The organism is Limnospira sp. PMC 289.06, from assembly GCF_032350395.1.
GTDB classification, from domain to species: domain Bacteria; phylum Cyanobacteriota; class Cyanobacteriia; order Cyanobacteriales; family Microcoleaceae; genus Limnospira; species Limnospira platensis.
In genome coordinates, this window is sequence record NZ_JARPLC010000312.1 from 1 (window position 1) to 1399 (window position 1399).

A 1399-nucleotide genomic window follows, 5' to 3' on the forward strand; every position below is an offset into this window, starting at 1 on the left:
GGACACCCCAAGGAGGGGTAATAAGTCCAATACTCGCCAACATCGCACTGTTGGGTATGATTAGGTTAATTGAAAAACTGTATCCCAAGAAAACAGACAATCGCCCTTATGCGAACGTTATAAGATATGCCGATGATTTTGTGGTCATATCCAAAGACCTAGGAATCATTGAACAGTGCAAGACTGCTATTTCTGAATGGCTAAAACCTGTAGGACTAGAAATAAAACCTGAAAAGACTCGAATCTGTCATACACTCAAAACTATTGAGTATGACGGTAAGACTGAGGAACCTGGGTTTGATTTTCTAGGATTCAATATCAGGCAATACCCAGCAGGAAAATATAAATCTGGGAAAACAGGTGGGAAAGTAAGCCGATTAATCGGTCACAAAACCCATATAAAACCCAGCCAAAAAGCAGTCAAAGCCCACACAGAAGCGATAAAAGGTGTAATCAAGCAACATAAAGCAACACCTCAGTCAGCCCTGATTAGTAAACTAAACCTGATTATTCGGGGATGGTCAAATTATTATTCAGCGGTAGTCTCAACAGAGACCTTCAATAAGCTAGACAAAACAGTCTGGCAAATGTTAAGGGCATGGACAGTATCAAGATGCGGAAAGGCAAGTTACGAAAAACTAAGTAATTATTTCAGACATGGAACAATTAAACTTAGCAATGGGAAAGAAAGACACGAAAATTGGCTGTTCCAAACCAAAGATGGGTTACATCTATTCAAACACAACTGGACTCCAATTGTCAGACATACCCTAATACGCCCTGACGCAACACCTTATGACGGAAATTGGACTTACTGGGCAACCAGGAAAGGACAAGCAATCGACACGCCAATTAGGGTAGCAAAACTACTCAAAAAGCAAAAAGGTAGATGTACCTGGTGTGGACAATTCTTTACCCCATCAGATATAATTGAAGTAGACCACATTGTACCTAGAAGCCATGGCGGAAAGGATGAATACAAGAATATTCAATTATTACATCGCCATTGTCACGACAATAAAACAGCTCTTGATGAAGAGATGATGCTGTACTCTTAACAAGGAGACGGTCAAATTAGGAGCCGTATGAGGTGAAAGTCTCAAGTACGGTTCTGTATGGGAGGGGGAGATGGCGACATCTCTCTCGACCCCTACTTGCGAGACGTTTAGGAGTCAAATAAGGCTGCAATGCCTGAAATAACGTCCTAGTGGGACTTGCACCCCTTGGTGGAATATAAGGGATTCGCACCCCTGACCATCCCATAACTGTTTATATGTCCCGACGCTTGGAGAAATCTAAGCAAGGCAGGGGACTCAAGGTCATAAACCAACTGAGAAATCAGGGCGTTGAGAGTAACGGCGATGTGCGAGACGTTTAGGAGTGAAATAGGGCTGCAATG

The 1399-nt window shown here is 42.5% G+C and carries 1 protein-coding gene; it reads left to right on the top strand.

Annotation, left to right across the window (positions count from 1 at the left end):
* A partial coding sequence (locus tag P5674_RS24755; protein ID WP_315670397.1) for a group II intron maturase-specific domain-containing protein occupies positions 1 to 1058 on the top strand: 1058 nt, incomplete at its 5' end.
* Positions 1059 to 1399 lie beyond the last annotated feature (341 nt).